The following is a 14,133-nucleotide window of genomic DNA, read 5'->3' as shown; positions in this document are numbered from 1 at the left end:
ATCTAAAAACCTCACTTGTCGCTCTCGACGAGCCCTTTGACGAACCAGCTCTGGAAAATCACCACGATGAGCACCGGCGGCAAAATGGCGAGGATCGCCAGCGCCATGGCCTCGTTGAAGTCCGGGATTTGCGCCCCGACCCAGACCTGCAGGATCTGCTTGATGCCGCGAACCAGGGTGAACAGGCTCTCGTCGGTGGTGATCAGCGTCGGCCAGAGGTACTGGTTCCAGCCATAGACGAACATGATGATGAAGATTGCCGCGATCATGGTCTGCGACAGCGGGACCAGGATGTCCTTGAAGAATTTCCAGGGACCGGCGCCGTCGATGCGCGCGGCCTCCAGAAGCTCGTCCGGTACCGACATGAAGAACTGACGGAAGAAGAAGGTGCCTGTCGCCGAGGCGATCAGCGGCACGATCAGGCCCGAATAGGTGTTCACCATGCCGAGGGACTGGACGATTTCATAAGACGGCAAAATGCGCACTTCCAGCGGCAGCAGCAGCGTTGCGAAGATCACCCAGAAGCACAGGGTTGCCATCGGAAAGCGGAAGTAGACGATGGCATAGGCCGCCAGCATGGAAATGACGATCTTGCCGATGGCAAAGCCAAGGCCGAGGATCATCGAGTTCTTGAGCATCACGAAGCCGTTGACTTCCTTCGTAAAGCCACCGGCCTCGAACAGGACCGTCTTGTAGTTCTCGATGAACTTGCCGCCCGGGGTGAACTGAATGCCTTCCTTGTAGATGGTGATCGCATCGTGCGTGCTGGTCAGGAACGCCAGCACCACCGGAGTGACCATGAAGAAGACGCCCAGAAGAAGAATGATGTGATCCGAGATCTGCAGTTTTTTCATCGCCGCCTCCCTTACGTGTAGTGCACGCGCCGCTCGATAAGGCGGAACTGGATGATTGTCAGGATGAACACCATCACCATCAGGATCACGGACTGGGCCGAGGATCCGCCAAGGTCGTTACCGCGGAAGCCGTCCAGGTAGACCTTGTAGACCAGGGTCACCGGATTGTTGCCGGGCTCGTTCTTCACGATGACGTCGATGATGCCGAAGGTGTCGAAGAAGGCGTAGGTGATGTTGATGATCAGCAGGAAGAACCCAGTGGGGGCCAGCAGCGGGAAGGTAACGGTCCAGAACCGCCGGAAGCCGGACCGGCAATCGATGCTGGCAGCCTCCTGAACGGATTTGGAAATGCCCTGAAGACCGGACAGGAAGAAAATGAAGTTCACCGGGATCTGCTTCCAGACAGCAGTGACGATCATGGCGAAGCTGGTGTCGAAGTAGCTTACGCCGATCTGCATCTTCCAGCCGAACAGGGCGAAGAATTCGACGATGGGGCCGACATGCTGGTCGAAGAGGAGTACGCCGATCAGGCCGGCGACGGGCGGAGCAACCGCATAGACCCACATCAGCAGGGTCTTGTAGGACGACGCCCCGCGCAGAACCTTGTCTGCCTTGACCGCCAGCAGAAGGGCGATCCCGAGCGACAGCAGCGTCACGAAGAAGGTGAAGACCGCCGTGAAGCGCGCCACCCGGCCATAGTCGGTGGACGTGACCATGTCCTTGAAATTATCGAGACCGACGTAGGTCGAGCCGAAGCCGAACGGGTCTTCGAGATAAAAGGAGGACTGGATCGCTTGCGCGGCCGGCCACAGGAAGAAAACCGTCACGATGCCAAGCTGCGGCAGGAGCAGCAGATACGGCAGCCACGGAGACTGAAACTGGACTTTTTTCATTATTTCGTTTCTCGACCACCGGGAACGATTGGTGCCGGCCACCCCTTGTGGGACGGCCTGCCCGAAACGTCAGGCATTGGTTCGAATGCCCGAAATTTCATTCATTTCGCTGCGGATCGACATCGACCACCCCGCCCCCTCCGGCTGAATGTCGGTCGGCCCGGGCCATGAACGCACAAATTCCGCAGAATGGGTACGCCTATACAGCCACGCTCAAAGGTCGATAGGGGCGCAGGGCGCCCCTATCGGTCTGGCAACCAGGTCAGACTTAGTTGCTGGTGGTCTTGGCGAAACGCTCAAGAAGCTTGTCGCCGTCGGCCTTGATCGTTGCGAACGCGTCGTCGACGCTGGTTTCGCCGGAGAAGACCTTGCCGAGTTCGCGGTTCATGACGTCGCGGATCTGGACGTAGAAGCCCATGCGGTAGCCCTTGGTCCACTCGCCGCCTTCCAGGGAAAGCTGCTGGATGCCGACTTCGGCTGCCGGGGTGCGCTCGTAGTGACCGTCCTTCTTGGCCAGCTCATAGGCAGCTTCGGTGACCGGCACGTAACCGGTTTCCTTGTGCCACATGTACTGGACTTCCGGAGAGGTCAGGTACTCGAAGAAGGACGCAACGCACTTGTTCTCTTCAGCCGACTTGCCGGACATTGCAAAGAGAGCCGCACCACCGATGAAGGAAGCCTTGTTGGCGCCTTCAACAGCTTCCCAGTAAGGCAGGAAGGTTGCGGAGAACGGGAAGTCGACCGTGTCGGCGATGCCGCCGAAGGAGCCCGAAGAACCGATCCAGAGGGCAACCTTGCCTTCGTTGAACGGGGTCTGGTTGTCACCCCAGCCGGTGCCGTAGTAGCCGAAGAGACCTTCGTCGAGCCACTTCTTGGCAGCCTTGAAGTGGTTCTTGATCGGCTCGCCGAAAACCAGCTCGGTGCCTTCCGCGCCGTCGTAACCGTTGTTGTTGGTTGCGAACTGCAGGTTATGACGGGACTTGAAGTTCTCGACGAATTCCCACGGCAGGTGCGACTGAACGAGCGGCACGTAACCGGCTTCCTTCAGCTTCGGAGCAATGGCTTCGAACTCTTCGTAGGTCTTCGGAGCTTCGACACCGGCCTTCTTCATCGCATCTTCGTTGATGTAGAGGATCGGAGCGGAGGAGTTGAACGGCATGCCGATCATCTTGCCGTCGCTGTCGGCGTAGAAATAGCGAACACCGGCGATGTAGTCTTCGATGTCGAAGGCAACGCCATTGTCCTTGAGCAGGTCTTCAACCGGAACAACAGCACCCTTTGCACCGATGATAGTGGCGGCGCCAGCATCGAACACCTGCAGGATGTTCGGCTGTTCGCCAGCGCGGAATGCTGCGATGCCGGAGGTCAGCGTCTCTTCGTAGGTGCCCTTGAAGACCGGCGTGATCTGGCAGGCGTCCTGGGATTCATTGTAGCCGTTGGAAATGTCGACAACGACTTCGCCGAGCTTGCCGCCCATGGCGTGCCACCAGGAGATGTCGGTCGCCGCATATGAAGCGGAGGACGTGCCCAACAGGGCGGCCGCAGCCACGAGGCTGGCGACGGTCTTGCGATAAGCCATGTTCATTTGCTCCCATCTAGCAGGGCGTTTTTGCCCCGGTCAGCAGTTGGTTCTCACTTGGCGCCGAAATGGCTTCATCGGCACCAGAAACGATAACGCCTGCGTTTCGTATTGTTTTCATATGAACGTTATATGACGCTCATATGAACATTAAAAGACGCCTTGACCGCGTCCGCAAGAGGGAACGGATTAAATTTGAAGAATCCTGGCCATTCAGTGGATGCAAGGCTGCGGTTGCAGCGGAACTTGCGATCCCCTCCGGCCGCAAAGGCACGCCTGCGGACACGGCTTCGCCTGAGCCGCATTCCCGGTTAATGCTGGCTTTTTTACTGACTCTAGATGGCTCATATGAAACTGATCAGTCGTTCATATGAACTCTTGATGACATTCGCTGGCCTGTGGAAAGTGCAGATTTTTTCAATCGCTTACCGGCCTGGAACATAAGGTCCGGACCCGGCAGACGGCTTCGGCCCGCCTTGCCACGCCTTCAGGCGTCCTGCCCGAAAATCCGGCGCTTCGTGCTTTCGGAGGAATGCAGAATCTTGTTGTAAAGATAATGCTTGGCCCGCTTTTCCAGAAAGCGGAACGCATATTCCAGCCTGCCCATGACGCTCCGCCGGGGCTTCGGCCCCGGTGTCAGATGTTTGTGAATGCGTCCCTCGTCGCAGAGCTGCTGGACCCACTGCTTTTCCGCATCCCAGTCATGGGTGTGCTGTTTGCCCTGATGGGTGAAGCCGAACAGGTGGATTTCAGCGTCCGGCAGAACATCCAGGAATTCGGCGATGATGGACGCGCCCGATGTCGGGTTGCTGCGGTCGAACGGATCGAATCTCTTCAGGTGTTCCCGCGCCTTGTTCGCAGGGCCAAAGCCCAGATAGCGCGGCTTGCATTCGCGCGCGAACAGCCAGTCGACCTCGCCGTTCTCCTTTATGTCGTTCACCCAGACTTCCGGCGCGCGCTCGAGGGCAAGCGGGTTGATCCGCTTCGACATATAGACCCGGGCCCGGTTGAGCATCAGAACGTCGACCCGCTGGCCCGCGGCCCCAAGCGCTGGCGCGCTGTTGAAGCGCAGCACCAGGTCCGCCTTGTCGATTTCCGGCGCATCGGCCTCGGAAATCGGTCCGTTGCCGACGATGGAAATCGTCCTGATCTTCCGGCCATCCAGAAGGCTGCTGGTCATTGGTGCTTTCCTGCCTGTTGTGCCGGGGCGTATAGCAACCCGGCTCCTGCCCGGCAACGGCTGTTTGGAATGGATACAGCCTCTATCCGGTTCCGCAAACAGCTTCCATGGGTTAGGCTTTGCTCAACCGATTGCTACAGACGATCCTCGCATGTCCTTGAACTTCTCCTCCGTCTTTCCGTTGAAACACGCCCGCGCCCACGAAGTGTGCGGCGACAGCGCGTTGAGCTTTGCCGCGATAACCGCCGGGATGACCAAGGGGGCCGTCGTGTGGATTTCGGAAGACTGGCGGCCGACGGTGAACCCTGAAGGCCTTGCCCCCTATTGCGATCCGGGCCGGCTGCTTCTGACCCGCGCCGCCAACCAGCTGACCGCTCTGGCAAGTGCGGAAACCGCGCTCAGGTCCGGCGCTGCCGGGCTGGTGGTGGCCGAACTGTCCGGCACTGTAGGACTGACGGAGGGCCGCCGGCTGCAGCTGGCGGCCGAGGCCGGACGCACCACGGCCATCCTGCTGATCCCGGAAGGTGCGGGCAGCAATGCGGCCGAAACCCGCTGGCGCAGCACCGGCATTCCGGCCCCGTCCGCTTCCACTTCCGGGCTTACCCCGGCGCCTCGTCAAAATGGTCATGACTCGACTCATTGGCGCTGGTCGCTTATAAAGAACAAAATAGGAACATTATCGGAATGGGTAGTACGTTGGGATGCAGCGGCGCATCGTGTCATTGTGGTTTCCGAGGCTGGCGGCTGAGCACTCCCTGCGTGCCCGGCCGGTCGACGCGCCCTTTGCGCTGAGTCTTTTCGACCGCAATTCCGAACGCCTTTACGACCTGTGCCCACGCGCCGAAAGCTTCGGTCTCAACCGCGGCATGACGCTGGTTCACGCCCGCAGTTTCTGCCCCGGCCTGCTGACCCGGCCGGCGGACCCGGCCGCCGACCAGCGCTTCCTGCGGCTGTTGGCCCGGTGGGCGACCCGCTACTGCCCCTGGGTGGGCCTTGACGGGCGCAACGGCCTCTTTCTCGACATCACCGGCTCCGCCCATCTGCTGGGCGGCGAGGAGCCGCTGCTGGACGACATCCGTGCCCGGCTGGCCCGGGCGGGACTGACCGCCCGGCTCGGCCTTGCCGATACCCCGGGAACGGCCTGGGCGCTGTCCCGGTTTGCCGAAGGCATTGCCGAGACCGGCGAGACCCTTGCCCGCATCGGCCCGCTGCCCTTGTCCGCCCTGCGGCTGTCCGACCAGACCTGCACCAGTCTGGAACGGCTCGGCATCGCCACGGTCTCGCAGCTCTACAATCTGCCGCGTGCCACCGTTGCCCGGCGGTACGAGCCCGATGTCCTGCGCCGCCTCGATCAGGCGCTGGGGGCCCTGCCCGAGCAGATTTCCCCCCTTGGCGAGGAGCCGGGCTTTGCCGTGCGCATGACCCTGCCCGATCCGGTCGGCCTTCTGGACGATGTCATGGCCGCCGCCCGCCGGCTGACCGCGCATCTGTGCCAGCGGCTCGACACCGCACAGAAGGGCGCGCGCAGCCTGAAGCTGACCTTTCGCCGGGTCGACCAGGAAAACCAGGCGGTGGAACTGAAACTCGCCCGGCCGATGCGCGACCCGGAACGGATCCTCGCCCTTTTCGAGCGCGGGGTCAGCTCGGTGGATGCGGGCTATGGCATCGACATGATCCGCCTGGAGGCAACAGAGGTGGAACCGCTCGGCATGCGCCAGCTGGACCGCACCGAAGGCCTGGAGAAGGACGGGTTAGATGATCTCATCACCCAGCTGGGCAACCGGGTGGGCCTCGACAATATCCTGCGGTTCCAGCCGGTCGACAGCCACATTCCCGAGCGCAGCTTCAAGCTGGTGCCCGCCGCCTACAGCCGCCCGGCGCAAGCCTGGCCCGCCAACCGCCCGCGCCCGATCCGCCTGTTCGCCCCCGAACCGATTTCCGGCACCGGCTTCGAACCGCCCCGGCGCTTCCGCTGGCGCGGCCGGGCGCTGACCGTGTTCGAGGCCGAGGGACCGGAGCGGATCACCCCTGCCTGGTGGGACCTGGACGACAGCTGGGCCAAGGGCCTGCGCGACTACTGGCGCATCGCCACCCACCAGGGCCAGCGCCTGTGGCTGTTCCACACGCCCCAGCACCCGGCCTGGTTCGTGCAAGGGGAGTTCGGCTGATGGGTTCCCGCAGTTTACGCCTTGCCTCCGCTGCTTCCCCGGCCAAATGCGGCACACAGGGACACGGGGTCTCGTGCATCTGTCTTTGCAAGAACATCATCGGAAAGAACAGGGAGGCCCTTCGGTGAGCGTGCTTCCGTCTCCTGACGACTTCCGGCCCGAGCCGGTCCGCTATGCGGAGCTGGCCGTGACGTCGAATTTTTCGTTCCTGCGGGGGGCCTCCCATCCGGAGGAGCTGGTGACCCGGGCCGCCATGCTCAATCTTGATGCGATTGCCATTACCGACCGCAATTCGCTGGCCGGGGTTGTCCGGGCCTATTCGGCGCTGAAGGAGATCAAGCGGGCCGCGGCCGAGGAAGGCGTTCAGATCCGCTCGCATTCGCAGATCGACACGTCCTCCCGCAAGGAGACGAACACGAGCCCGCCCCTGCCTGCGCCGCAGACGCTGAAGCTGCCGCGGCTGATCGTCGGCGCGCGGCTTTGCCTGCAGGACAGCCCGCTGCACTGGGTGGCGCTGCCGACCGACCGCGCCGCCTATGAGCGGCTGAGCCAGTTACTTACCCTTGGCAAGCGGCGCGCGGAAAAGGGCGAGTGTCACCTGAACTTTACCGACCTGATGAACGCCTGCAAGGGCATGATCCTGATTGCCCTGCCGCAGCCGGAGATGGCCCGCGAGACGATTTGTGAGACGGCTAAGGATCACATTCGCCGCCTGCGCCAGGAAGCGCCGGGACATGTGTTTCTGGGCGCGGCGCCCCGCTATGACGGCACCGACCAGGCCTGGTTCCGCACCTGCGCCCGCGCCGCGCATTCGCTTGCCGCGCCGATGGTCGCCGTTGGCGATGTGATGATGCACCATGCCGGCCGGCGCCGGCTGGCCGATGTGCTGACATGCCTGCGCGAAGGCTGCACCATCGATGACATCGGCACACGGGCCCTGCCCAATGGCGAGCGCCGGCTGAAGGCGCCGGCAGACATGGCCAGGCTGTTCCGCCACCATCCGGCGGCCCTTCGCCGGACCCTTGAGATCGCCACCCGCTGCAGCTTCGATCTGTCCGAACTTTCCTACCAATATCCGGATGAGATCACGGGCAACGAACCGCCCCAGGAGCGGCTGGAACGGCTGACCTACGAGGGGCTGGAGAGGCGGTATCCCGTGGGCGTGCCGGACCATGCGCTGGCGCTGGCGGAAAAGGAACTGAAGCTGATCCGCAAACTTTCCTTCGCCGCCTATTTCCTGACCGTGCATGACATCATCCGCTTTGCCCGCAGCCAGAACATCCTGTGCCAGGGGCGCGGCTCGGCGGCCAATTCCATCATCTGCTATGCGCTCGGCATCACCGATGTGGGGCCGGAAACCATCACCATGGTGTCGGAGCGCTTCATCTCCGAACATCGGGGCGAGCCGCCGGACATCGACGTCGATTTCGAGCATGAGCGCCGCGAGGAGGTGATCCAGTATGTCTATGAAAAATACGGCCGCCACCGCGCCGGGCTCTGCGCCACGGTGATCCACTTCCGCACCCGCGCGGCGATCCGCGAGGTCGGCAAGGTGATGGGGCTGAATGCGGATGTCACCGCCGCGCTGGCCGGGCAGATCTGGGGCAGTTCCAGCAAGGGGCCGGAAGAAACGCGGATGAAGGAGATCGGGCTTGATCTCGACAATCCGCGCGTTCGCCAGACCATCGAGCTGATCCGCGAAATCATCGGCTTTCCGCGCCATCTCAGCCAGCATGTCGGCGGTTTCGTGATCACGCAAGGCCGGCTCGACGCGCTCTGCCCGATCGAGAACGCGGCCATGGAAAACCGCACGGTGATCGAATGGGACAAGGACGATATCGACGCGCTCGGCATCCTGAAGGTGGATCTGCTGAGCCTCGGCATGCTGACCTGCATCCGCAAGTGCTTCGAGCTGATCGACAGCCATCACGGCCAGGAACTGACCCTCGCCACCGTGCCCCAGGCCGACAGGAAGACCTATGACATGCTGTGCGTGGCCGATGCCATCGGCGTCTTCCAGGTGGAAAGCCGGGCGCAGATGAACTTCCTGCCGCGCATGCGCCCGCGCCAGTTCTACGACCTCGTCATCGAGGTGGCGATCGTGCGCCCCGGCCCGATCCAGGGCGGCATGGTGCATCCTTACATCAACCGCCGCCAGGGCCGGGAGAAGGTCACCTTCCCCTCAAAGGCGCTGGAGGAGGTGCTGGGCAAGACGCTTGGCGTGCCGCTGTTCCAGGAACAGGCCATGCAGATCGCCGTGGTCGCCGCCGGGTTCACACCATCGGAAGCCGACAAGCTGCGCCGTTCCATGGCCACCTTCCGGCGCATGGGCACCATCGGGCAGCTGAAGGACAAGTTCATCTCCGGCATGCTGGAGCGCGGCTACGAGCTGGAATTCGCGCAGAACTGCTTCGGCCAGATCGAGGGGTTCGGCGAATACGGCTTTCCGGAAAGCCATGCGGCCGCCTTTGCCATGCTGGCCTATGTTTCGGCCTATCTGAAATGCCACTTCCCGGCCGAGTTCGCCTGCGCGCTGCTGAACGCCCAGCCGATGGGCTTTTATGCCCCGGCGCAGATCGTGCGCGATGCCCGCGAGCACCAGGTGGAGGTGCGCCCCGTGTGCGTCAACACCAGCCTGTGGGACAACACCCTGGAGCGGCGCAGCGACGGCGCGTTGGCCCTGCGCCTGGGGTTTCGCCAGATCAAGGGCCTGCGCGAGGAGGACGCAGCCTGGATCGTCGCGGCCCGCGGCAACGGCTATCCGGACACGGAAACCCTGTGGCTGCGCACCGGCGTCATGCCGGCCACGCTGGAGCGGCTGGCCGAAGCCGATGCCTTTGCCGGCATGGGCCTCAGCCGCCGGGCCGCCCTCTGGCAGGTGAAGACCATCCGCAGCCCCAAACCGCTGCCGCTCTTCAACGACCCCATCGACGGCGAGGCGATCTTCGAGCCGGATGTCCTCCTGCCCACCATGCATCTGGGGCAGGAAGTGGTGGAGGATTACCTGTCCACCCGGCTGACCTTGCGCGCCCACCCGATGGAACTGCTGCGCCCGCACATCCCGCATCTGACCCCGCATGACCGGCTGGCGGCGCTGACCCCGCGCGAGGCGCGCCGCGTTTCCGTCTGCGGGCTGGTGATCACCCGCCAGCGCCCGGGCACGGCCTCGGGTGTGATCTTCCTGACGCTGGAGGACGAGACCGGCGTTTCCAACGTGGTTGTCTGGCCGAAGATGTACGAAAAATTCAGGCCCGCCGTTCTTGGCGGACGGCTCCTGAAGGTCACCGGGCGGCTGGAGCGCGAAGGCATGGTCGTGCACCTGATCGCCGACCACATCGAGGACCGCTCCCGCGACCTGTCCCTTCTGGGCCACCCCAACGACGACGTTCTGGGGCAGACGACCACCAAGACCGACGACGTGCCTGTGCATCTGAAATCAGACGCCCAACGCACCCGTGCCATGCACCCGCGCGAACAGGCCAAGCGGCTGTTCCCGAGCCGGGATTTTCATTGAGGGGTGGTGTCTGGGATGGGCGAGGAGCGGGAGTTTGCTGCTGTCGGAACGAATGACCGAATTGGGACCGGGGGGATTGTCTGCTTTCACTTACGAAATCAAAGAAGCAGCTTTGCACTACTGCAATTCGATCCAACTCCTAGTAAGTTATCCGCTGTCCCGAAGTTCGGCCAGATGGTCCCTCATTTCCTGCTCATTCGAAATCCCGAGGGTAGGCAATATTGCTTCGAGTATGGTCACAATCTCATTATTCAGACCGCGCCCGGCAGAGAACGCGTTCATGATCGCGCTTTCGTGTAACGCGGAGTTGTTGAGCAAGAACCTCTGTTGCGACCAAATGAAAACCCACTTTTTCGAAAGCCATTCGTAGAGCCGCAATCTGGCAGTGTCTCCCGACACTGTAACCTTAGCAAGCTGCAGCACCTTCATCGACAGATCGAAAACTTGAATCGGTGTCAGGAGGTCGTTTCCCTTTATATCGCTTCCAAGCTGATGAATGATGGCCGCAAGCGTTAGGTTAAAATCCGTGCGCTCACCGCTGCCGGCAAGCGCCTTCGAAAACTCAGCTCTGATAGCAAAGCCGTTCCGGTCGTTTTGCAATGAATACAGAGAATCAAGAACCGTCACGTCACCCTGAAACAAAGACTGGACCGCGAAATTGAGAACTTCACGTTCGGCTATATCCGTCTGCCTCGAAATCTCCTCTCTGCTCGGTCGCGGGATTTTGCCATATGTAGGCGTTTCCAGACCGCACTTGCTGCGGTTGCTGGGATCACTTGCAAGGAAGACACTGAAAGCAACAAAGTTTTCGAGTTCACTGGCAAACAGCTCTAAATTTGCCGTACGTATCGACTTCTCAAGTCGAGCATGCATCAGCAAACTCTGGCCAATGTAGACAGGCCCGCCCTTCAGATGACTGTCGATATTGTCCGCTATGCCCAAGTCCAAGAGGCATTGGCATTCGATTTTTGCGAGCATATACCAAGATACTTCCATGACGGGCAGGAAGCGTTCCCCGATTTCAGAATGCGGCTCTGGATTACTTACTACTCCAGGGTAAATCTGAGCGCGCGCTGCGTCGGCGATGTTTCGATCTTCGCGCGAAGATTCTTGATCCAGCCAAAGTAGGATGTGCCTAATTAAGGCATGGCAGTGCGATGCGCGTAGCGAACTCTTAGGGTCCAGTTTTTCTGTATCGGCAATTACATCTACTAGGTCCACTAAGCAGGTGGGTCGATCTTCATCTTGCCAAGCTGCGAGGGCAGCATCAGCGCGTAGGCCTAGGTGCATGGGGCGCATATCGGGAAGCTCACTGGACTTCGCTGCCTCCGCGCCAAATAGATAGTAACGGCGGGCCCTTTGGAAGTCGCCTTGCTTTTCCGCGCTGATCGCGGCGTCTCTGCCCAGAAAGGCCTTCTCGACATAGCTTAGTTTAGCATCACCCTCAATGAGATCCGCCGCGAGCTCCAAGTTGGCCTGATGGTTCTCAGCTCGATAGAAGACTTTTGCTTTGGCTCTCACTAGCTCGGAATTCGTTGCGCCATATCTATCAAAGCCTTTTTCGAGAATGGAAAGCGCTGTTTCCCTGTCGTTGCCGTACTCATCGGCAATGATTGCTTGATATTTGCAACATGCAACAGCGAGGTCTTGTCGAGGCCATCCAATCGCAAGTTCTTCTAGCTGCCGAAAGATTTCAACGTGCTGTTCCGGGTTCATTGTCCCAGCAGCGTGTTCCGCAAGCCAAGCGCCGCTAACGTATATGTCGGCGTCAACGCTCCTGTTGGGGTCGTCGAGAACCCGAAATATGCGGCTGCGTAGAGCAAAGTCGCACCTATCGAGAAACTCAAATGCTGGGATCAGCTCTTGAATTTTTCGAATTTGGCGAATTTGATTAAGGAACATAAACCCTACGGTTGTGGATGCATCAGTTTGCTCGCCGAATCCAGCCAGTAGCTTTTCTGGTATGCTTCCGTCCGGTGCACTTAAAAATTCATCAAACTTTTCGACAACTCGCCAGAACTGTGGGATCGCGCCGAAAGGCGGTGTTGACAGCAAAATCTTTGCGTAGACTACTAGCGACAAATCCGGTTTGCCTGCTTGTCTGGTAGAAGAGCACTCCCCTTCGAAACAATCGAGCGCAGCAAGATATTCCCTCGCCCCATCATCTGAATGCGCGAGAATGAGAAGTTGTGCGCCACGGATAATTTGGCTGACATTCTCGTCATCGGGATATGCCGCCGTGTCCGTTCTCAACATTCGGAGGAACCGAAAGTGGGGACTTATCAATAGAACATCGCGATTGTCGCAGCCCAGAAGAGAAAGGCAGAGTCTTAGCAAAACGCCAGAATTGCCACCAATCCATGCAGATAGTAACGCCGAATCTCCATCAACTGGGTCAATAGGCTGATTTCGCACAAGTGAATCCGCAACGTTGAAATGCAGCGCTTTGACTTCACTGGTAGTCAAAGTGTTCGCCGCGAAATCAGACAAAAGAGGCGACAACGAGAAGCGTTCTCCATTGAGCTGATCTATCCAAGTACCAATCAACTCCTCGAAGAGAATACCTCCATCCGGTATTGCGGGAGTCATTCGAGCCAAATCCACGGCTAGCGCTCGTCTGAATGCCAAGGGCGTGACGGAAAGGCGCTCAAGCAGGCGTCGGCTACCTTCCGGCAGTTCTCGAAGCAAACGTGCCCGTGTTTGAGCCCGCACTTGTCTAACTTCTGGGTTGCCAACCAATAAAGAGTTCAACGTTTTGAACTCCTCAACATTCCAACCCGATCGCTGCATCGATTGGATCGCGGCTATTACGAGCTGAGGATGCCCGCCACCAGAAATGACGCGGATGTATTTTGCCCAGTTTTCATCTTCCACGCCTAACGATCTTAGGACGTGTGCGATGTCTGCTTCATCAAAATCATCAAACTTTGTCTCTATGTCTACCGATAGACCTGCACCAAAAGCCACGTCGCTTTGAAGAGGGCGAGGAGCAGTCACCAGCACAAGAATGTCTTGGCACTTGCACGTAGACAATAGGAGAAGAAGAGCGTCTACCGCAGATGGTTCAAGCGTGCATTCCAAGTCATCAACGAGAATGCCGCGAATGGACTTTTCACCGCTAACGTGGTCGGCAAGCTGCGAAATCAGTTGGCTAGCCTGATCGCTCGAGAGGCCCCGATAGTTGACGAGCGACCAACTCCCGCCAATTTGCCGAGCCGCGAGCTTGGCTGCGAATGTCTTGCCTACTCCCGCCGCGCCGTAGACCCAAGCGATACCAACCTCAGAGAGACAAGATATGATCCTATCAATGTGTTCGGTTCTCGGAGCAAAAGCAGGCGGAAGCTGAAACTCGCCAACAGACCTAGGAAGCTGCACCGATGATATGAGATCGGTAGCCGTTGGAATGACGGCCGATAGCGCTCTATTCACTAGGTCAGTTTGTGCCTCAAGTTGAGCGCGGTTGATGTTGACATGCGTCGCGCTCTCAAAAAGAGATTCTAAATCTACCTTGTTGACGACGCGGTCGTCACGGTTAAGCTCGACGGTCTTTCTTAGAAGAAAAATGAGAAGTGAATTGACGCACTGCTTTGCCTGAGAGGCCGTTCCACCGCGCTCCCGGAGCGCCTTAATTACCTTTGAATCAAGCTGTCGTCTGAGAAGGTTGGATTGTAAGGCCCCGCAGTCGAAGTGGACTCTTCTAAGAAATCTCTCCCTAAAATCATCATCATCAAGTGACGTGATATATTGTTTCGCTTGATCGGAAATCCGAGACGACAGAAGAACGTCTCTTAGTGGTTTAACCTCACCAAAGCGGGCCACGTTGCGCCAAGAAACAAGTGTCGGCGTTTCACCCAATCTAGCGCGTGCTGAGCGCTCTTGGCCGATCGACGATGACCTGCTCCCCTGAAAGTTCCTCGTTTTGAGGTTAGTCTGTTCCCAATTTAA

At 59.6% G+C, this 14,133-nt stretch carries 8 protein-coding genes; 3 read left to right on the top strand and 5 right to left on the bottom strand.

Annotated elements, in window-relative coordinates; all coding sequences use genetic code 11:
* Positions 1-11 precede the first annotated feature (11 nt).
* From ugpE to V1T76_RS28365, 4 genes are all read right to left on the bottom strand, one after another.
* A complete protein-coding gene (ugpE, locus tag V1T76_RS28380; RefSeq protein WP_330564032.1) occupies positions 12-854 on the bottom strand; it encodes a sn-glycerol-3-phosphate ABC transporter permease UgpE in 843 nt (280 codons plus the stop codon).
* Between the two features lie 11 nt (positions 855-865).
* Positions 866-1,747, bottom strand: a complete 882-nt coding sequence (locus V1T76_RS28375) for an ABC transporter permease subunit (protein ID WP_330564031.1) — start codon at positions 1,745-1,747, stop codon at positions 866-868.
* A gap of 268 nt (positions 1,748-2,015) precedes the next feature.
* Positions 2,016-3,326: an extracellular solute-binding protein gene (locus V1T76_RS28370; RefSeq protein ID WP_006933991.1), complete on the bottom strand. Its 1,311-nt coding sequence runs from the start codon at positions 3,324-3,326 to the stop codon at positions 2,016-2,018.
* Between the two features lie 487 nt (positions 3,327-3,813).
* On the bottom strand, positions 3,814-4,506 hold the full coding sequence (locus tag V1T76_RS28365) for a hypothetical protein (protein WP_330564030.1): 693 nt from the start codon (positions 4,504-4,506) through the stop codon (positions 3,814-3,816).
* A 151-nt stretch (positions 4,507-4,657) separates the two neighbouring features.
* Between V1T76_RS28365 and V1T76_RS28360 the strand changes: the two genes are divergently transcribed.
* The 3 genes from V1T76_RS28360 (at position 4,658) to V1T76_RS28350 (ending at position 10,188) form a co-directional block, all read left to right on the top strand.
* Positions 4,658-5,254, top strand: a complete 597-nt coding sequence (locus tag V1T76_RS28360; RefSeq protein WP_330564029.1) for an ImuA family protein — start codon at positions 4,658-4,660, stop codon at positions 5,252-5,254.
* Positions 5,208-6,674: a Y-family DNA polymerase gene (locus tag V1T76_RS28355; RefSeq protein ID WP_330564028.1), complete on the top strand. Its 1,467-nt coding sequence runs from the start codon at positions 5,208-5,210 to the stop codon at positions 6,672-6,674. Before V1T76_RS28360 ends, V1T76_RS28355 begins: the two co-directional genes overlap by 47 nt.
* Before the next feature lie 124 nt (positions 6,675-6,798).
* Positions 6,799-10,188, top strand: coding sequence for an error-prone DNA polymerase (locus V1T76_RS28350; protein WP_330564027.1), 3,390 nt, complete (start codon positions 6,799-6,801; stop codon positions 10,186-10,188).
* 147 nt (positions 10,189-10,335) lie between these two features.
* Here V1T76_RS28350 and V1T76_RS28345 read toward each other — a convergent pair whose 3' ends face one another.
* Positions 10,336-14,043: a hypothetical protein gene (locus V1T76_RS28345; RefSeq protein WP_330564026.1), complete on the bottom strand. Its 3,708-nt coding sequence runs from the start codon at positions 14,041-14,043 to the stop codon at positions 10,336-10,338.
* Positions 14,044-14,133: the final 90 nt, after the last annotated feature.

Source organism: Roseibium sp. FZY0029, from assembly GCF_036350355.1.
In the GTDB taxonomy this organism is placed as follows: Bacteria; Pseudomonadota; Alphaproteobacteria; order Rhizobiales; family Stappiaceae; genus Roseibium.
This window is presented reverse-complemented; position numbering and strand designations above follow the sequence as displayed.